The 18,428-nt window shown below is 62.8% G+C and carries 18 protein-coding genes and 1 pseudogene; 9 read left to right on the forward strand and 10 right to left on the reverse strand.

Translation table 11 applies throughout. The features are described 5' to 3' along the window. Window positions 1–119: 119 nt before the first annotated feature. From AC24YW_RS27675 to AC24YW_RS27700, 6 genes are read left to right on the forward strand one after another with little or no spacing between them, the layout of a single operon-like run. The gene (locus AC24YW_RS27675) at window positions 120–878 is read left to right on the forward strand and encodes an SDR family oxidoreductase (RefSeq protein WP_487485709.1); all 759 of its coding nucleotides are present in this window, start codon (window positions 120–122) and stop codon (window positions 876–878) included. A 47-nt stretch (window positions 879–925) separates the two neighbouring features. After that, window positions 926–1,384 (forward strand): acetyl-CoA carboxylase biotin carboxyl carrier protein, encoded by a 459-nt coding sequence (locus AC24YW_RS27680; protein WP_487485710.1) that lies wholly within the window; start codon window positions 926–928, stop codon window positions 1,382–1,384. After that, a complete protein-coding gene (gene accC / locus AC24YW_RS27685; RefSeq protein WP_487485711.1) occupies window positions 1,384–2,739 on the forward strand; it encodes an acetyl-CoA carboxylase biotin carboxylase subunit in 1,356 nt (451 codons plus the stop codon). The genes AC24YW_RS27680 and accC overlap by 1 nt, the downstream gene beginning before the upstream one ends. Continuing rightward, the gene (pxpB, locus tag AC24YW_RS27690; protein WP_271595761.1) at window positions 2,736–3,398 is read left to right on the forward strand and encodes a 5-oxoprolinase subunit PxpB; all 663 of its coding nucleotides are present in this window, start codon (window positions 2,736–2,738) and stop codon (window positions 3,396–3,398) included. Before accC ends, pxpB (AC24YW_RS27690) begins: the two co-directional genes overlap by 4 nt. Beyond that, the gene (locus tag AC24YW_RS27695) at window positions 3,395–4,378 is read left to right on the forward strand and encodes a 5-oxoprolinase subunit C family protein (protein ID WP_271623842.1); all 984 of its coding nucleotides are present in this window, start codon (window positions 3,395–3,397) and stop codon (window positions 4,376–4,378) included. The genes pxpB (AC24YW_RS27690) and AC24YW_RS27695 overlap by 4 nt, the downstream gene beginning before the upstream one ends. Continuing rightward, window positions 4,363–4,770, forward strand: coding sequence for an acetyl-CoA carboxylase biotin carboxyl carrier protein (locus AC24YW_RS27700; protein WP_271595763.1), 408 nt, complete (start codon window positions 4,363–4,365; stop codon window positions 4,768–4,770). The genes AC24YW_RS27695 and AC24YW_RS27700 overlap by 16 nt, the downstream gene beginning before the upstream one ends. Here the strand turns inward: AC24YW_RS27700 and AC24YW_RS27705 are convergent. The 9 genes from AC24YW_RS27705 to AC24YW_RS27745 form a co-directional block, all read right to left on the reverse strand. Further along, window positions 4,763–5,530: a LamB/YcsF family protein gene (locus AC24YW_RS27705; protein WP_271595764.1), complete on the reverse strand. Its 768-nt coding sequence runs from the start codon at window positions 5,528–5,530 to the stop codon at window positions 4,763–4,765. The two genes, AC24YW_RS27700 and AC24YW_RS27705, sit on opposite strands and share 8 nt — an antisense overlap. A 35-nt stretch (window positions 5,531–5,565) precedes the next feature. Further along, window positions 5,566–6,543, reverse strand: a complete 978-nt coding sequence (locus tag AC24YW_RS27710; protein WP_271595765.1) for a 5-oxoprolinase subunit C family protein — start codon at window positions 6,541–6,543, stop codon at window positions 5,566–5,568. Next, the gene (pxpB, locus tag AC24YW_RS27715) at window positions 6,540–7,235 is read right to left on the reverse strand and encodes a 5-oxoprolinase subunit PxpB (protein WP_271595766.1); all 696 of its coding nucleotides are present in this window, start codon (window positions 7,233–7,235) and stop codon (window positions 6,540–6,542) included. Before pxpB (AC24YW_RS27715) ends, AC24YW_RS27710 begins: the two co-directional genes overlap by 4 nt. A gap of 238 nt (window positions 7,236–7,473) precedes the next feature. Further along, the gene (locus AC24YW_RS27720; protein ID WP_271595767.1) at window positions 7,474–8,568 is read right to left on the reverse strand and encodes an ABC transporter ATP-binding protein; all 1,095 of its coding nucleotides are present in this window, start codon (window positions 8,566–8,568) and stop codon (window positions 7,474–7,476) included. Window positions 8,569–8,578: 10 nt separating this feature from the next. Further along, entirely contained in the window at window positions 8,579–9,643 is a 1,065-nt protein-coding gene (locus AC24YW_RS27725) for an extracellular solute-binding protein (protein WP_487485712.1), read from the reverse strand. A gap of 29 nt (window positions 9,644–9,672) precedes the next feature. Then, window positions 9,673–10,476 carry an ABC transporter permease gene (locus AC24YW_RS27730; RefSeq protein WP_192893110.1) on the reverse strand — a complete coding sequence of 268 codons (804 nt, stop codon included), beginning with the start codon at window positions 10,474–10,476 and terminating at the stop codon, window positions 9,673–9,675. After that, the gene (locus AC24YW_RS27735; RefSeq protein ID WP_271595768.1) at window positions 10,476–11,408 is read right to left on the reverse strand and encodes an ABC transporter permease; all 933 of its coding nucleotides are present in this window, start codon (window positions 11,406–11,408) and stop codon (window positions 10,476–10,478) included. The genes AC24YW_RS27730 and AC24YW_RS27735 overlap by 1 nt, the downstream gene beginning before the upstream one ends. A gap of 214 nt (window positions 11,409–11,622) precedes the next feature. After that, complete coding sequence (locus AC24YW_RS27740) at window positions 11,623–12,825, reverse strand: pyridoxal phosphate-dependent aminotransferase (RefSeq protein WP_271595769.1); 1,203 nt, start codon at window positions 12,823–12,825, stop codon at window positions 11,623–11,625. Beyond that, window positions 12,818–13,621, reverse strand: a complete 804-nt coding sequence (locus AC24YW_RS27745; protein ID WP_487485713.1) for an SDR family oxidoreductase — start codon at window positions 13,619–13,621, stop codon at window positions 12,818–12,820. Before AC24YW_RS27745 ends, AC24YW_RS27740 begins: the two co-directional genes overlap by 8 nt. Before the next feature lie 239 nt (window positions 13,622–13,860). Here AC24YW_RS27745 and AC24YW_RS27750 point away from each other — a divergent pair, with 239 nt between their 5' ends. After that, window positions 13,861–14,553, forward strand: coding sequence for an SDR family NAD(P)-dependent oxidoreductase (locus tag AC24YW_RS27750; RefSeq protein ID WP_271595771.1), 693 nt, complete (start codon window positions 13,861–13,863; stop codon window positions 14,551–14,553). A 326-nt stretch (window positions 14,554–14,879) separates the two neighbouring features. Here the strand turns inward: AC24YW_RS27750 and AC24YW_RS27755 are convergent, their stop codons facing one another. Beyond that, on the reverse strand, window positions 14,880–15,884 hold the full coding sequence (locus tag AC24YW_RS27755) for a GSU2403 family nucleotidyltransferase fold protein (protein WP_487485714.1): 1,005 nt from the start codon (window positions 15,882–15,884) through the stop codon (window positions 14,880–14,882). Between the two features lie 242 nt (window positions 15,885–16,126). Here AC24YW_RS27755 and AC24YW_RS27760 point away from each other — a divergent pair. Together AC24YW_RS27760 and AC24YW_RS27765 are read left to right on the forward strand one after the other, a co-directional pair. Continuing rightward, window positions 16,127–16,588: pseudogene (locus AC24YW_RS27760) on the forward strand (excisionase family DNA-binding protein). A gap of 241 nt (window positions 16,589–16,829) precedes the next feature. Further along, a complete protein-coding gene (locus tag AC24YW_RS27765) occupies window positions 16,830–18,059 on the forward strand; it encodes a diaminopropionate ammonia-lyase (RefSeq protein ID WP_271623838.1) in 1,230 nt (409 codons plus the stop codon). The last annotated feature ends 369 nt before the right edge of the window (window positions 18,060–18,428 follow it).

The following is an 18,428-nucleotide window of genomic DNA, read 5'->3' on the forward strand; positions in this document are numbered from 1 at the left end:
AGGAATTATTCTTACCACTGGGAACCTGAGGGGCCTATAGCTAGTGCTGAACTCGTCCGCGGCCGCGCTGCAGCCGACGCCATCAGCGGGTCGGACGGTAGCAGAGGAGCCCCTCGCGGATGGGATTTTCAGACTATCGGACGGCCCTGGTCACGGGCGCATCCTCCGGAATAGGGGCTGCGACGGTTCGCCGCCTGAGCGCGGAGGGGCTCGAAGTCTACGCCGTGGCCCGCGACGCCACTCGCCTGAGCGCCCTGTCCGCTGAGACCGGATGCCGCCCCTGCGTCGTCGACATCAGCGACCTCGACGCGCTTGCCACATTGGCAAAGTCGGCCGAGTTCGACGTCCTGGTCAACAACGCCGGCCAGTCCCGGCGCGGCAATATCCTGGACACCACACCCGAGGACGTCGACGCCCTGATCGATGTCAATCTGCGGGCGGTCCTGCATCTGACGCGGCTGGTCGTGCCGGGCATGGCGCACCGCGACCGCGGCCATGTCGTCAACATCTCCTCGATAGCCGGCCACTACGCGTTTGGTGGCGGCAACACCGTGTATCACGCCACGAAGGCTGGCATTCACTCACTGTCGCAGCAACTGCGCGTCGATCTCTACGGCACCAGGGTTCGCGTCACCGAGATATCGCCGGCCCGGGTCGAGACTGAGGTGTTCGGCCGGCTGCTGGGTGATCTCGCCGAAGCCAAGCGCCGCTTCTTCGACGACTATGATTCGCTGCAGCCCGAGGACATCGCCAATTCGATCGCGTTCGCGGTTGGATCGCCGGCGCGCATGAACGTCGCCTTCATGGAAGTCCTACCGACCCAGCAGGTTGTCGGCGGCCTCAATTTTGCACAGAAGAGCCGGCCGCCTGCGGAGTGAGGCATGAACGCTCCGAACCCAACAGGCCGTCAACGCGGAACGTGACTGTGGACCTCGCCAAAATCGAACAACTCGTCGACCTCGTTACGCGCTCCTCCATCGCGGAGCTGGACCTCACGCAGGACGGCACCCGCATCCGCATCCTCAAGCGAGCGTCTGCAGGAGCTCCTGCGGCCCCGGCGCAGCCTGCAAACGGGGTCGAGGTTGAGGCCCCTGCTCTCCATCACAGGGAAAGCCCAGCTCCCGAGGCCAACGCCGACATCGTCGTGCCAGCACCGATGCATGGCATCTTCTTCCGGGCTGCGGCGCCGGACGAGCCGCCGCTGGTCGAGGTCGGCGCGCGGATCGAGGCTGGGCAGAAGATCTGCATCATCGAAGCGATGAAGACCTTCATCGATATCGCCGCCGAGGCGCCCGGCGTCGTGCTTGCGGTCCTCGCGGAGAACGGTGAGGAGATCGCAGCGGGGCAAGCCCTGTTCCGGATCGGTCCTGCGGATTCATCCTGATGTTCGACAAGGTCCTGATCGCCAATCGCGGCGAGATCGCGTTTCGCATCCAACGCGCCTGTCGGGCGATGGGTCTCAAGACGGTCGTCATTCACTCTGAAGCTGATCGCGGCGCGCGCTATGTCGCGCTCGCCGATGAGGCACTTTGCATCGGGCCCGCACCGGCGAGCAACACCTATCTCAACGTTGCGGCGATCCTGCTCGCAGCAGAGGTCAGCGGCGCGCAGGCCATTCACCCGGGTTACGGCTTCCTCTCGGAGAGTGCAGAGTTCGCCGATCGGGTCGTGCGCGCCGGCCTCACCTTCATCGGTCCGCCGGCCGATTGTATCCGGATCATGGGCGACAAGGTCGCGGCCAAGCGCGCGATGCGGCTGGCGGGCGTGCCTTGCGTGCCCGGGCCGGACAGCGCCCTACCGGATGATCCGGCCGAGGTGCGCGCGATCGCGCGCGACATCGGATACCCCGTCATCATCAAGGCCGCCGGCGGCGGCGGCGGACGCGGCATGCGGATCGTGCGCAGCGAGGCCGCGCTGGACGAGGCGTTGGCGCTGACCCGCGCGGAAGCCAGCAAGGCCTTCAAAAACGCTGCGGTCTATATCGAGAAATTCCTTGAAAAGCCGCGCCATATCGAGATCCAGGTGCTGTGCGATCAACATGACAACCATCTCTGGCTCGGCGACCGCGACTGCTCGCTCCAGCGCAGGAACCAAAAAGTAGTCGAGGAAGCTCCCGCGCCAGGTATCGACCGCGCGCTGATCGAGCAGGTAGGCGCGAGCTGCGTCGAGGCCTGCCGGGGGATTGGCTATCGCGGTGCCGGCACCTTCGAATTCCTTTACGAGGACGGACAGTTCTTCTTCATCGAGATGAACACGCGCGTCCAGGTGGAGCATCCCGTCACCGAGATGACGACGGGCATCGACATCGTCAAGGCGCAGATCCAGATCGCGCAAGGCGAGCCGTTGGGCATCGTGCAAGGCGACATCGCACGTATCGGCCATGCCATTGAATTCCGCATCAATGCCGAAGACCCCATGACCTTCGCGCCCTCGCCGGGCACGATAACGCGCTGGGATGTTCCCGGCGGCATCGGCATCCGCGTCGATTCGCATATCACCGCCGGCGCCACCGTTCCACGGCACTACGACTCACTGATCGGCAAGCTGATTGCCCACGGCGGCACCCGCGACGAAGCTATGGCGCGTGCGCGCGTCGCCTTGTCCGAGCTGCGCGCCGAAGGCATCCGAACCAATGTGCCGCTCCACCAGGCGATCCTCACCGATCCGACCTTCTGCCGGGGCGGCTACGACATCCACCATCTCGAGCACTGGATGAATGCGAAGGTGGCCGCGCAATGACGGCGTCCGACCGGCCGCGGATCAGCCTGCTCGGGACATCGGCGCTCCTATTCGAGGCACCCGGCGCGTTCGACCTGCCGCACCAGCGGCGCATCTGGGCGCTGGCGGCCACTGCATCGAAATGGCCCGGAATCCGCGAGGCCATTCCTGGCATCACCAACATGATGCTGACTTTCGAGACGCCTCCGCGCGAGCTCGACACCCTGGTCGCCGCGCTCAACGACGGCTGGGACGCGGCGGAAGGCCTCGCGATCGGCGGCCGCGAGATCAGGCTGCCTGTCACCTATGGCGGCGAGATCGGATCGCAGCTTCAGTCCGTCGCCGATAATTGCGGCCTGTCTGTCGACGACGTGGTCTCGATCCATGCCGCCCCGCTCTACACGGTGTTCGCGCTCGGCAGCCATCCCGGCTATTGCTATCTCGGCGGCATGGACCCGCGCATCACCATGCCGCGGCGGCAGACGCCGCTGCAACGCTCCGCGGGCGGCTCGGTGTCGATCGGCGGATCGCAGACCGGTGTCTCCGCATCGCCCGGCCCCAGCGGCTGGCACGCCATCGGGCATACGAGCTGGACCTTCTTCGATCCGTCCTGGCCGACGCCGGCTGCGCTCGCGCCGGGTGATACGATCCGGTTCGAGATCGAACGGGTGATCCGGTGATCGAGATCCTGTCAGTCACAGGGCCAGCCAGCGTCCAGGATCTTGGCCGCTTCGACCAGTATCGCTTCGGGGTCGGCACGTCGGGTGCGATGGACGATGTCGCCCTGCGTGCCGGCAACATCCTTCTCGACAACGACGAGAACGCCGCCGGCATCGAAATTCCGATGCTGCCGTTCAAGCTTCGTTTCGGCCGGGACATGGCCTTTGCTCTCACGGGCGCCGGTGTCGAGGCCGAGATCGCAGGACGCGTGATCCCGCCATGGTGGCGGTCGCACGCCCGTGCCGGAGATATTCTGACAATCAAGGCGATGCCCCGCGGCGCACGGCTCTATCTGACCATCGGCGGCGGCATCGACGTGCCCATGGTGCTGGGCTCGCGCAGCACCCAGTTTCGCGGCGAGTTCGGCGGTTGGCACGGACGGCCGCTCCAGGTGGGCGACATCCTGCCCTCTGCGGCATCCACCGCTACCATCGACGAGCTCGGGGTCGAGCCGGCCGAGATCACGCTGGCGCGGCCGAACACCGCCGCGGATGAGACCATCGTCAGGGTCGTGATTGCCGGCGAGTATCACGGGTTCGACGCCGCCACGCAGGCGCTGTTCTGGTCCAGCAGCTGGAAGATCACGCCGCAGAGCAACCGTTACGGCTACCGCCTGCAAGGCCCCGCCGTGAAGCCGAAGGCACCGATCGAGAAGCGCTCGCACGGAATCGTCCCCGGCGTCATCCAGATTCCGCCGAACGGACAGCCGATCATCCAGATGCGCGACGCGCAGACGTCCGGCGGCTACCCGAAGATCGCAACCGTGATCGGCGCCGATCTGTGGCGCGTCGGGCAGGCCCGGCTCGGCAGCAGTATGCGGTTCGAGCAAGCTGCTTACGCCGATGCGCTGGCAGCCGAAGCCGAGATGTCGACCTATCTCGATCGGCTCAGGACCAATGTGCGCCTTGTCGAGGAGACCCGAACATGCGGATCGAGCTGACCGACATCGCGCGTCTGGCGCAGATCCTCGAAAGGTCCGGGGTCGACACGATCGAGATCGAGGAGCCCGGCCAGTCCCTGAAGCTCGTCGTCGACACGGGACCGCGAATGGCCGTATCGCCGACGCTTGCCGCCTCCGCCGCCGACCATTCCGTCATCGCCAAAGCCGACGTCGCAGGGCATTTCCTTGCGGCTCATCCCTGGCGGGACAAGCCGTTCGTCGCACAGGGCCAGCGCATCGAGGCCGGCGCGATCGTCGGCCTCGTCAAGATCGGGCTCTTGTATGCGCCTATCGTGGCGCCGGCCGCCGGCACCGTCGATGCCGTGATCGCGCAGACCGGTGCAACGGTCGGCTACGGCACACCGATTGTGCGCATCCGCCCGCTCAGTTGAGCAGCACGGTTGCCGGCGTGACTTCGCCGCCGCCCTGCTCGATCACGCGGCGCACCGTGCCGGCAAGGTTGACCGATCCGGGCGTGTCGCTGTGGATCAGGATCGAGCGCGCCTCGACCTTGATCGACTTGCCCTCTATGGTCCCCACGGTGCCGCTGTCGAGGAAGCGCTTGACCCGCTCGGCCACCGCCTCGGTCGAGGTGATGACCGAGTTCGGAAGCTTGCGGGACACCAGGTGGCCGTGCTCGTCATAGGCGCGATCAGCCAGGAACAGAGTGAGGATGCGCAGGCCCACCTTGCGCGCGGCGCGCACGATCTCGGCGTCAGGCTGCGAGAACACGATGAAATCGCGATTGATGGTCGCAATCGCACGGGCAACGACATCGGCCATGTCAGGGTCGGCATTGACCATGTTGCCCATCGCGGCGTGGAAGCTGACATGGGTCACGCGATGGCCCGCATTGGCCGCGATCGCCTGCAAGGCGCCGATCTGATAGACCATGTGCTTCTCGAGCTCGGCGGCATCCATCTGGATCACGCGGCGGCCAAATCCGAGCAAGTCAGGCAGGCCGGGATGGGCGCCGACCTCGACCCCCTTCTGCTTTGCCAGGCGAACCATGCGATCCATGATGATGGGATCGCCGGCGTGGAAACCGCACGCGACGTTGGCCGACGAGATTATACCCATCAGCGCCTCGTCGTCGCAGATGCGATAGTTGCCAAAACCTTCGCCCATGTCCGAATTGATGCCGATTTTCATGTTCGTACCCTGCTCTTGTTATTGTTGACGTCCACTCAAAGCGCTCGATAGAGATCCGCGGTCGCGCGTAGCTTCGCGAGATAGTCGTTGACGGGAGCCATGGCCGCGACCGCGTCCTGATAGCTCACCTCACTGAAGGCGATGACCGATCCCGGTGCCGCCTGGCCGAGGCGCCAGAGGTCGGCCTGGATCACGGCCGCCATCTTAGGATAGCCACCGGCCGTATTGGCATCGCTCATCTGGATGATCGGCTCGCCGGCCGGCGGCACCTGCACGACGCCGGCCACCACACCGTGTGAGCGCATCTCGACCGGCGCGTCCAATGTCAGCTTGCCGCCGGCGAGGCGGTAGCCGCCTCGATCGCTCTGAGCGCTGATCTTCCATCGCGTCGACCAGAACGTCGCCTGCATCGCCTCGGAAAACAGGTCGTACTCGCCTGCCCGCATCACGCGTATCCGCAGCACGCGATCATCCGCTGGAGCGGCGCCTTCGATCGCGACATCCGGCGGCGCGACGCCGAAGTCGAAGCGGCCCTCGCCGCTGTGCGACGAACTCCCGATCGGCACGACGTCGCCCGCCTGCAAGGTACGGCCCTCGAGCCCGCCGAAGCCGCCGCGTACATGCGTACTGCGCGAACCCAGCACGCGCGGAACATCGACACCGCCGCCGAACGTCGTGTAGACCCGCGCACCACGCCGCGGCGCGGTGATCGCGAGAACGTCGCCCGCCTTCGCGCGCGTGCACCACCACGGCCGAACGGGCAATCCCGCCAGTGTCGCGTCGTGATCCGCGCCGGTGAGCGCAAATGCCGTCTCGGCCGAAAAGCGCAGGCGGAACGGAAAGGTCTGGATCTCGATGCCGGCCGCATTGTCGTCGTTGCCGAGCAGCGCATTGCCGGCGGCGAGCGCGACGGGATCCATGGCGCCCGAGGTGCTCACGCCGAAACGGCGCGCGCCGTGACGGCCCAGGTCCTGGATCGTGTTGAAGGCGGGGCTGGCCAGGATCTCGATCACAGCTCGATCCGATCGATCCTGAATTTGACACGGTCGCCCGGAAGCATGAGCGAGGGCTGCTCGGAATTCGGATCGAACATCACGATCGAGGCCCAACCGATGGCATTCCATCCATTCGGACTTGTCAGCACCGCGACGCCCGTCTGCATCCCACCGATGGTCACCGAGCCTGCGCGCATGTTGAGCGACGGCACGGATTTGCGCGGCATGGTGATGCGCGGATCGAGGCCGTGAAGATAGCCGAACCCCGGCGAGCTCGCGACCGCACAGACGGTGTATTCGCCTTCGCTGTGAATCCTGATGACGTCGCGCTCCGGCAGTCCGGCGCGGCTTGCGACTGCCGGCAAATCGAAGCCGAGCTCGCCGCCATAGACCACGGGAATCTCGATGAGCTTCCCGTCGGCCTTGCGGCCGGGCACACGATGCCACAGCTCGACGATCGAAGCACTGAGCATGCCGATATCCGCCGGCGGCTGCTCGAATACGAGCATCACATTGGTGACGCCAATGACAGCCTCCTGGACGTTGGGCCAGGTGGAAACCGCATCCGCAAGGGCCCAGATGCGGCCCTGCTGCACCAGGTCGAAATCACCCGGTGCCTCGACCAGCATCGCAAGCGTGCCGATCAGGCTGATCTTCGGGCTTTTCTCGATCGTGCCGACAAAAGGAGCGTTGGGCTGATTAATCGACAAAAGGGCCTCGCTGGTCGAACGCCCGTGGCGCTGCCACCCCTAAAGCGCGATGAGATTTGGATGAATCGCCATCGCGCTCCAGGTTGTTGTTACGCATGATCTTTTCGGAAAACCGCTTCGCACTTTTCCGGATCATGCTTTAGATCTAGCCAAGCAGCGCAAGCCGATCCAAGACGATGTTCGTCTGCGGGTATAAGGGATGTCGATTGCCCGCAAGACGCTGCACTCGCCTCCGGTTTCAGTGACGCGCAATGACGTGATTGCTCGGCGACTCCCACCGCGCCACGACTTCCTCGCCCACCGCGTATCGGAGCCCGGCCTGCTGCGACTGGTTCTGCTCGAACACAATGATCTGGCCGCCACTCGGTGTCTTGAGATAGTAATGACTGACGAATCCCCGATAGATGGCCTGGTCGACGCGCGCCGTCACGCTGTTGGCACTCTGCGCTGCCGGGCTCTGGCCAACACGCTCGACCACGATCGCCTCGGGCCTGATCGAAACCATCACGTCGCTGGCCGACGACGGGATCTGATCAACCTGAAGGCTGAGTTCGGGCGAGACACGAATGACCGCTCCGCTTCCGTTGCGCTGCTCGACGGGCCCCTGAAACAGATTTGACGCGCCGATGAACTGCGCGACGAATTTCGAGGCCGGACGCTGGTAGATTTCCGTCGCCGAACCGACCTGCTCGAGCTTGCCGTCGCGCATGACCACGATCTTGTCGGCCATCGTCAGGGCCTCGTCCTGGTCGTGGGTCACCATGATTGTGGTCAGGCCGAGCCTGCGCTGAAGCGCGCGCAGCTCGACCTGCATGCTCTCGCGAAGCCCCTTGTCGAGCGCCCCGAGCGGCTCGTCGAGCAGCAGCATGGCCGGCTCGATCACGAGGGCCCGCCCCAATGCGACGCGCTGCTGCTGGCCGCCGGAGAGCTGCGCCGGATAGCGCTTGCCGAAGCTGGAGAGCTGCACGAGGCTGAGCGCCTCGCCCACCTTCCTTGCGGCATCGGCCTTGGATATGCCGCGCATCTCGAGGCCGAAGGCGATGTTCTCCTCGACGGTCAGATGAGGAAACAGCGCGTAGTTCTGGAACAGCATCCCGACGTTGCGTCGATGCACGGGAACATCCGTCATCCTCTTGTCATTCACGAAGACGTCGCCGGATGTCGGGCGGATCAGCCCCGCGATCATGCGGAGGCAGGTCGTCTTGCCGCACCCGCTCGGACCGAGCAGCGCGACCATATGGCCGGGCTCGATCATGAGCGAGACGTCGTCGACCGCAACGGTGCGGTTATATTCCTTGCTGAGGCGGTCAAGCCTGACTTCGGAAGACCTCATGGCACCTGTCCTAGCTCGTAAACACCTGATTATAGCGCTCCAGCCACGGGCCGCGGCGGGGAACGATGAACTTCCAATCCGGCGTGAACAGTCCGAGATCGGTCGCCTTGGTGTCGGGATAGGCCAGGAACTTGGCCGTCTCCGGCTTGAAGTCGATGCCGCCGACCGAGGGCGCGCTGAGCGTCTGCTCGGACAGCATCTTGGCGACCGAGGGCTCCAGAATGCGGTTGATCAGGGCACAGGCGAGCTCGGGCTCAGGCGCATTCTTGACCAGAGTCATGCTGTTGATGCCGGTGAAGGCGCCTTCCTTCGGGAAGGTCATGTCAATCGGCATGCCCCTCGCCGTGTGCGGATAGATCGCCTTCGAGTATTCGATGCCGCCGATCGTCGCCTGGCCCTGGGCCACCTGGAGCACCTGTGCCTCGCTGTCGTAGATCGTCAGGACATTGGGCTTGAGAGCGGCGAGCTTGTCCCAGCCGCTATCGACCAGATATTGCGCCTCCTGCAGCGGCTTGCCGGTCGTGAGCGCCGTGGCCACGATGAGCATCAAGACGCTCTGGGTGTTCTTGGGCGTGTTCAAGAGGATCTGCTTGCGGTATTTCGCGTCGAAGATCTGCTCATAGCTCTCGAGCGGCTTCGTCACCTGCGGATTGATGAACATGGCCGCGCTCGAGATCGAGAATCCGACGCCGTAGCCATCCTCGAACAGGTACCGCTTATAAACCTTCTCGACGTTGGGAATTTTCCCGGCGTCGAGCTTGTCGATCAACCCTTCCTGCTTGGCCTGGGGGATGCCGACATCGTCCATCATCATCATGCTGAAGCGCGGCGTGTCGCGGGTCGCGCGCAGAGCGGCGATGTTGGAGAGCGTCGCGCCTTCGATCGTGAAGACGCGGCACTTGAACTCGGCCTCGAACTTGGGAATGACCTCCTTCTGGATAAGCTTGCCCAGCGCGGAGTTGTAGACGCCGACGTGCAGTTGCTTGGCGTCCTGCGCCCACGACCGGCTGATGATCGTCGGGAAAGCAACCGCGGATGCACCGGCCTTAATGAGAGTCCTACGTGTCAGCTTCATGGGTCCAATCTCCATCTAACCAATGCACATCAGGCAGCCAGCGCGCGGCGAAGGCCGACCAGTTTCTCCAGCAGCAGCACGCCGACGATCGCCATCAGGATGATGATCGTCGACATCGCCGGCACGGAAGGGTCAAAGACGTTGACCAGTTGCCGCATCAGGACGAGCGGCACGGGCGAGTATTCGGAGTTCGCCAGCCACATCGTGACCGGGTAATTGTCGAAGGACACCATGAAGGCGAACAGCCCGCCGGCGGCGACGCCCGAGGCGATCTGCGGCAGCGTCACGCGCCAGAAGGTGGTCAGCCGGTTCGCGCCGAGGGTGCGCGCGGCGTCCTCCAGGTTCTCATCCACGAGCTGGAGGCTGGTGACCACGGTACGGATGACATAGGGCGACGTCACGACCACATGGCCGATCAGGAGGTTGAGGCGCGCATCCTGCGAGCCGAGCCTGGTGAGGACCTGAAGCAGCGCCAGGCCGGTGACCAAGGCCGGGAAGATCAGCGGCGACAGCAAGAACCCCTTGATCGCGGCCAGACCAAAGAACTTGCCGCGCACCAGCGCGAAGGACGCCGGCACGCCCAGCAGCAGCGAGCCCGCGGTCGTGCCGAGCGCAAGGAGGATGCTCAGCCTCATCGCCTCGAGGAAGTCGCGGTCCTGGAGAACCTTGGCATACCATTTCAGCGTGAAGCCCTGCGGCGGGAACGTCACGAAATAGGAATCAGAGACTGACACCGCCATGACGAGGAGCAGCGGCGCCAGGATGAACAGCATCATGCCGGCGGTGATGGTGTAGAGAATAAAGGCGCCGAAGCCGGAAAACCGCTCGTCCATCACTCGGCCCTCCTGAGACGCCGGCCTTCCAGAAGCCACATCGAGACGCCGTTCACCGCGAGGACCAGGCCGACGAGAACGACGGCGATCGCAGCCCCGAACGGCCAGTCGTAAACGACGAAGATCTGCTGCTCGATCAGATTGCCGAGCATGACCGCCGAGGCGCCGCCCAGGATCGCCGGAATGACGAAGGAGCCGGCGGTGAGTGAAAAGACCAGGGTAAAGCCCGCGACGAAACCGGGCATGCTCAGCGGCAGCGTCACGCGGAGGAACACCTTCCACCATGGCGCGCCCAGCATCCGGGCAGCATCTTCGAGGTTGGGATCGATCTTGCCGAGCGCCGAGGCCAGCGGCAGAACCATCATCGGGAAGAACACGTGCAGGGATCCGATGACGACGGCGGCCTCGGTGTAGAGGACCGATATCGGTGCGTCGACGACGTGCAGCGTCATCAGGATCCAGTTCAACATGCCCTTCGGACCGTTCTGAAGCACCAATTGCCAGCCGTATCCGCGCACGACGACGCTGACGATCAGGGGCGCGATGACGATCAGGGTGATGATGCGGGTGACCATCGGACGGCTCTTGACCATCACGAGGGCGACGGGATAGGCGAGCACCGTCGCAAGCAACGAGGTGATGATGCTGATACGCAGCGTCGTCCAGAGGACGCGCGCGTAGAGCTCGACGTTGACCAGACGGGCGTAGTGCGCGAGCGTGAACGGACGGCCAATGATACCGCGGCTGTCCTGGGTCTGAATGCTTGAGAGCAGCAGCCCTAGCGCCGGATAGAAGAAGAAGTACGTGAGGAACGCCAGCATCGGGATGGCGAGAAGCCCGACCGGGAGAGCGAGACGCCACCGCGATGCCCGCCGGGTTGCCGGTGGAGCTTGAACACCTAAGACTGCCACCGCATCGTTGCTGGTGGTCATCGCTGGCCGTCCTCGACTGCGCGATACCAAGGCATACCCCTCTGCTGCACAAAGCTTATGCGTCGGCATCCTACAGGACCAAGAACATCTTCGTTTAGGGGCATCAGGATGGATTATGACAATTGGTTCGGCATACTGCTCCGATCTTGGCCGATGAATGCCGCGTGATGCATCTTTCGCACTGCACCAGGCGAGCCGCCATCCCGATGCGCGGTCAGCGCAGGCCTTCGCAAAAACTGGCGATGCGTCGGCAGCCCTCCTTGAGTGATTCGGTATCGGTCGCGTACGAAATCCGGAAGTACGGGCTCATGCCATAGGCGCTGCCCGGGACAGCCGCGACATGATGTTCTTCCAGCAGAGCCGCAATGAAGTCGGCATCGGTATCCAGCCGTCGGCCGGCCTTCGTGGTCTTGCCGATGCAGCCCGCGATGTTCGGAAACACGTAGAAGGCGCCTTGCGGCTTGTGGCAGGTGATACCCGAAATCTGATTGAGCAGCTTGACCACCAGATCGCGCCGGTCGCGATAGATGTCAGCGCGCTCCTTCAGGTAGTCCTGCGGTCCGTCCAGGACCGCGACGGCCGCCGCCTGGCTCACCGTGCAGATTCCACCGGTCGCCTGACCGTGGACGTTGTTCATCGCCTCAATCAGGTCCTTGGGACCGCCACAATAGCCGACCCGCCAGCCGGTCATGGCGTAGGCCTTGGACGCGCCGTTCACTGTCACGACGCGATTCTTCAGCTTCGGCTCGACCTCTGCGATGGTGCAGAACTCGAAACCATCATAGGTGAGATGCTCATAGATGTCGTCGGTGAGAATCCAGACATCGGGGTGCTTCAGCATGACGTCGGCGATCGCGCGCATCTCTTGGCGCGTGCAGGCAGCCCCGGTCGGGTTGTTGGGAAAATTCAGGATCAACCACTTCGTTTTAGGCGTGATGGCTGTCTCCAGATCCGCGGGGCGGAGCTTGAACTGGTTGTTCTCCGGGCAAGGCACCGCGATGGGCGTCCCCTCCGCAAGGAGAACGATGTCGGCATAGGTGATCCAGCCCGGTGCGGGAATGACGACCTCGTCGCCGGGATTGCAGGTCGCAAACAGCGCGTTGAAGATGATCTGCTTGCCGCCATTGGCGATCAGGATCTCGTCGAGGCCGTAGTCGAGATTGTTCTCGCGTTTGAACTTGCGCTGGACCGCGGTACGCAGCGCGACGGTTCCCGGCTGCGCCGGATACTTGGTATCGCCTGCGAGGGCGGCCCGATGTGCGGCCTCGATCGCGTGCGGCGGCGTCGGAAAATCGGGCTCGCCGGATGACAGACCAACGATCTTGACGCCGGCGTCCCGGAGCTCGCGCGCCTTGTCCGTCATCGCCGCCGAGGCCGACACCTTCACAGTCTTGAGGCGGGTTGCGAGTTCAGGCATTGTCTGCTCCACTTCTCATCTCTTTCAAACGTGCGGCCTCGGATCGGCTCGCAAATCGCAATTCGCCGACGACCTGGAACGTGGGTACGACCTCGATCGTCGCGACGTTCATCCGCGCCGGCGATCCGACCGCGAACGCAATGGCATCGGCGATGTCTTCGGATTGAAGTGTTTCGAACGCCCCGACGAAGCGGGCATCCGGATTGTCGGCAGCGTTCTGGTTCTGGAAGATGCTCGTCGCCACACGCCCGGGTGAGACTTCGGTAACACGAACGCTGGTGCCGTAGAGATCGACGCGCAATTGCTGCGACAGCGAATGAACGCCGGCCTTCGTCGCGTGATAGGCCACAGATGAGTTGAATGTCGTGGCGTTCTCGCCGAATGCATAGTGGCCGGCGATCGACGAGACATTGACAACGTGGCCGCGGTTGCGCCGCGCCATACTGGGTGCGATCAGCCGCGTCAGGTGCAAAACCGCGCGCAGATTGACGTCGACCAGCGTGTCGACATCGTCAGGCGCGGTATCCAAGATGGTGCCGCGCCGCGACTGGCCGGCATTGTTCACGAGAACATCGAATTCAGCCGAACTCGCAAGGCGCTTCAAAGCGTCGAGATCGTTCACGTCAACCGCGCTTGCGTGACATCCGGTCTCAGCTGATAGGCTGGCCAGCCTGCGAACGTCGCGCGCCAGTGCGTGAACCTCAAGCCCCTCGGCGCGGAGGCGACGAACCGTTGCAGCCCCGATACCGGAGGACGCGCCCGTCACCAACGCCGTTCGGTAGTCCGAAAATCCCATTCGCAAGGCTCGCTTGCCGTCAGCCAGAGCGGCGGAAAGCTACGTGCAGGGATTGGCACCCGCATACAGCGGATTTGTTCTGCCCTCATAAGGACATCCAATATCCCCCAGCCGAAAGTCGTCCGGCGTGCGAGCCATAAGCACAACCGATGCAGGCAGAGTGAATTTCTCTTACTCGTCACCGCGCGCATCCGCCTACATTTTGCGATGCGCTTCGCTCACCCATGGGAGACGGACTAGTGTTGGAAGTCGGCAATCGGATCGTCATGGTCTCCGGGGCTTCGCGCGGCATCGGACGCGCCGTCGTCGACCGGCTGCTAGAGTCGGGCTTTCGCGTATCGGCGGGGCTTCGCGATCCGAGCCGCCTCGTCGAGAGCGAGAGGCTCATGACGCACTACTATGACGCCGAAGACGTCAAGAGCCCGATCTCCTGGGTCAACGCAACGGTCGCGCGGTGGGGCGGCGTCGATGCTATGGTCAACGCGGCCGGCATCAATCCGAAGGTCCGTGTCTCTGATGAGGGCGAGAACGAGCTGGATGAGATGTGGCGCGTGAACGTCAAGGGTCCCTTGCGCCTCGTGAGAGCCACCCTCCCCCATCTGGCCGTGTGCGGTCATGGCCGGGTCGTCAATCTGGGATCGCTAGCTGGCAAGCGCGTCGGAAGCAACGTTGGTTACGCGATGACCAAGTTCGCCGTCGTTGCACTCACCCACGGCATTCGCCGCGAAGGACGCGCGGCGGGAATTCGGGCGACGGTCGTCTGCCCGGGTTACGTTGCGACGGACATGACGCTGAACGACGACGAGATCCCGCGCCACGAGATGAGCCAGCCGGGCGACATCGCACGCTTGGTGGAAACTGCGCTCATGATGCCGAACAATGCGTCGGTCTCCGAGATGCTCGTGCACTGCCAGTTCGAACCGATGCTATAGGCCCGGCCGGAACGGTTATCATATGGCAGAGGTTGACCCGAACGGCAACCCAAGAACTGCCGCGCTGCATTTCGTCTTCGTTTAACTTTCCGCCACCTCAACGCAGCGGATGCGCAGATCTATCTTGTGCCCGCACCGGCCGGTCCCACGTGCTTGAAGCTCGCTCGTACGTTCGCAGATCGGATGCGGCCCACTTCCGGGGCCTGCCCACCAAAAATCTGCCGGCATCATCATCACGGGCATGCAATGAGCAGCAGCATGCTGAGCATCATGGTGCTGCTGATGATGGGCGGGATATACCGGTACCATTGCTGCCGAACTGGCTGCTAGGCTCGCGCAAAATTATCTTTCTTGGCGAACAGAGGCGCCGCGCTGTCGAGCACCTCTTTCGGAAGCATCCTCAATTGCTCTGCGTCGAACGGGAGGTGAGTGAGATAGTTCGCCACCAGAGCGCCTACGGCTCCAGCCTGCGCTGCATCTCGTTGGCGTTTTAGCGCCTCCCTGTCCGGCCGACGGGACAGCCATAGTTTACGGGCGGCCCAAACCCGCGGGTCGGGAGCCACGATACGCACCGGTTCGCCTTTTTCGTCGATGGCCACCGCCTCGAACGCGGGGGCATTCTGCAGCCAATCGAGGCCTTCGATCTGCACAGCGGCTAGATCTTCCGGGTCTAGGCCGATCTTGTCTGGAGCCTTCTTCCAAGGTGGGCTCCGCATTGGCTTGATCACATCGACGAGATAGCCATCCCGGTTTACGGCACGGAACGTCTGCTTGGCACGTTCGAAGCTGGTATCCACTCGCTTGAGTATCTTCATGAGCGATGATTCAGAGACGTCGTCGTCCGCGACGAACGTAAGGCCGCCGCGTGCGTCGAACAGCAGATCGAGGTCTTCCGTCGTAGCCAAGCCTGGATCGAGTCTGACGCCGGAAGAGGCCTCGTAACCGTAGATCGCGTTCGTCCCAAGAATCCGAATGCCGGAACCCAGAATTCCGAAGCCGTCGAGCGCGCGCATGATCCGCGCTCCCAGCAACGGCACGCGGCCCAAGCCGAGCGCACGATTGACCGCGGCTTGCCGTTCCAGGGTATCGCGCAAATTCTTCACCCTGTCTTCTGCAGCAGCACGTTTCGCTTCGAAGTCCGCCTTCATCTTTTCAGTTTCGGGGGAACGCGCGCCCAGCGAGGCCTGCTTCCGGACGCCTGCGTTGTTGTAGTAGCTGCGGACGAGGTACTGGCGGCCTTTCGACTCCGCCCAAGTCAGGGAACCCCGATGAGCATTGTAGGCCTCCTTTGCGTCCCGTAGGGCCTGGAACCGTTGCTGACTATTGATCACCTCTCGGCGCTGGTCATTGTTAAGCTCTTGAAAATCCGTGGTTTCGACGACCCTAACTAATTTTAGACCCCACTGTTGAAACTGTATTTATCCTTAAATATCAATAGTTTCAACAGTTCAATCGAAAGTTCAGGCCAGGTGTTGAAACAGCAACCCGTCGGCCCCTTGGGAGACAGAGATTTCTTTCGTTTATGCGCTTATTGCGTCTGGTTCGAATGGTGCTTTCATACCGCCCATCGAGAATCACCGTGCCAGCCTATGCCCAGGAGCTAGGGGTTGACCGGCTGCCTCCGCCAGCGAGAAGGTGGCCGCCAACCAGCTTCGTCAGATGCTGGGGTCCCATGCTCATGGCGGCGTAAAGCTGCGTTTGCTCCAGGACGAGCACAAGAAGCCTACTGAGATCACCCTGCCCCCCAAGCCTATCGTGCCTGCTGATGGAATTGTTGCGGCAAATCGTGCGTGGCGATGCGGTGTCGCTTGTGCCCGTGCATGAGATGCTGACGACGCAGCAGGCAGCGGATAACCTGAATGTTTCGCGTCCGTTCCTGATCTCACTTCTGGAACGAGGTGACATGAATTACAGAATGGTGGGCCGTCATCGCAGGATCAGGGCAGAAGACCTGTTTGCCTATAAACGCGTGCGGGACAAGAAACGCAGCAAGGCTCTTTCCGACCTCGCCGAACTGGACGCCGAGAACATGTAGAGCTTGTTTGCAAATCGATTTACTGCACTTGGCCGCCTGCACTTGCGAGCACAGGAAGCCGCGGAGCTGCAGGAGACAGTTGACCTGCTGAGCCCGTACGTCGAAGCTCTCCAGGGCTAGTGCGAGTATCGGCACTACGGCCAGACCCGGTAGCAGCAGCGCATCATGCTGCCGGGCATCGGCATTTCCGAGTGGACGACCTGAAGGCAGATATGGTGCGAGCAAGCAAGAAAGTCGAACCATGTTGCTTCTCAATCAGCACAATGAACACGGCACCTCCCTGGCTTCATCGGATGCAGAAATATTGAGCGTCGAAGCCGCTCGCGAAGTGGAGCGGTTTCTACGCCATCGCGCTGGCCACAAAGAGACTCCACTCGTCTCTCTGCCGGGCCTTGCTCGTGAGATCGGCGTGGCCTCGATCCACATAAAAGACGAGGGCCATCGGCTCGGGCTTGGCAGTTTCAAAGCCTTGGGTGGATCCTATGCCGTGATCCGGCTGGTCTTGGAGGAAGCAACTCGGCGGCTCGGCCGAGCTGTTGACGTCTCTGAGCTTCAGACACCTGACGTGATGGCCGTGGCTCGGGAGATGACGGTATCCTGCGCCACCGATGGAAATCATGGCAGGTCCGTCGCGCAAGGCGCCCGACTCGTTGGCGCGAAATGTGCCATATTCGTTCACTCCGGGGTCAGCGATGAACGTATCGACGCAATCGCCCGTTTTGGTGCGCAGATGATCCGGGTCAACGGCAACTATGACGACTCGGTCGTAGAAGCATCCCGAGTTGGCGCAGAAAAGGGTTGGATCACGGTCTCTGATACGTCCTGGCAGGGCTATGAGCGTATCCCCGGATTTGTAATGCAGGGATATACCGCACTCTTGAGTGAAGCACTGCGACAGCTCGCCAAAATCCCGACCCATGTCTTCGTCCAGGCCGGGGTTGGCGGAATCGCCGCAGCGGTAGCGGGACATCTTTCGGTTCTATTCGGCAACAACCGTCCGTTCTTTACGGTTGTCGATCCCTCGCGTGCAGCGTGCCTCTTCGAGAGCGCTCGAGCTGGCCGTCTGGTCAAGGTGCCTCATGAGCGGCCGACGGTGATGGCGATGCTCGAGTGCTATGAACCTTCGCTCGTCGCTTGGCGCATCCTGTCGCGTGCAGCGGACGCCTTCATGACTGTCGACGAGGAGGACGCAATAAATGTTATGAAGCGCCTTGCAAACCCCAGAGATGGAGACCCCGCTATTGTTGCAGGAGAAAGTGGCGGTGTTGGTCTTGCAGGGTTGCTGAGGGTTGCTTCTGACCGCACATTGCGTGGCAGGATTGGCCTTGGACAAGATGCACGGGTATTCTTAGTTAATACCGAGGGCGCGACCGATCCCAGCCTCTACGAGGAGCTGGTTGGTGCGCCCCCAGCGCAAGTGGCGGCCGAAACTGACCGGACCAAATACAGGTCAACAGACCTTATGTCTTAAGCAATCTGACAAGCTCACCGCGCGCTTAGAGTTCGTCGCGAACGCCGTCCAGATATGCTTGCCGTCCGGCGCTCAGCCTCTCCCACCTCAGGCGCTGCAATTGCGCTAAAACCCGCTTTGTCTCTCAAGTCCCGGTCTTCGCCCAAGCGTTTTCGATCATGTTGGCGGCACGTTGCCGGCATTGTGAAATAGCTCACGTAGCGCCTCCGACCTGAATCACCCTGAAGGCCTGAAACGCCCATCAGTTCCGCGAAAGGACATGCGGGTGCTCAAGCTCATTTTGAGATCTCAAAACCTAACAGACCGATGCTGCATAGGGGATGATTCATGCGCAATCATGACCTTGTCTCGGGCATGCAACGCGAAGCC

The sequence above is a fragment of the Bradyrhizobium sp. USDA3516 genome, from assembly GCF_057651995.1.